Consider the following 353-nt stretch of genomic DNA (forward strand, 5'->3'; position numbering starts at 1 on the left):
CCCCCAAAAAAAAACACTTCCCCATTTTTCTTTATATCGACTTTGTTAGAGGTTCGGTTCCCATACTTGGTGAAAAATCCCAAACTTTGTTGCCAAGTCCTTTAGAAATTTTCACGGGACGTGAGAATCATAAATGTGCGATGCATCCCACCCCATTCCTAAGTGTCGTGACCCTTTTAACAATCGTCGTGGTCGCCAAGTTTCCACAGGCTTCCTTAGGCGACCATGCCTTGGCATCTCCGGGCCCGAAACCTCTTCCTTGGAGACGATATTTGGAAAACGGTATGCGCCAAACCGCACTCGGTTGTTTGCCTCCGAAAACTCCAAAGTTGAAAATAAAATTATCTTAATCG

General features: G+C 45.0%; 1 protein-coding gene. It reads left to right on the forward strand.

The features are described from left to right. Window positions 1-350: hypothetical protein (locus tag EMN46_RS20150; RefSeq protein ID WP_229130466.1), on the forward strand; the 350-nt coding region annotated here is incomplete at its 5' end. Window positions 351-353: the final 3 nt, after the last annotated feature.

The organism is Ancylomarina sp. 16SWW S1-10-2, from assembly GCF_009669305.1.
Lineage (GTDB): Bacteria > Bacteroidota > Bacteroidia > Bacteroidales > Marinifilaceae > Ancylomarina.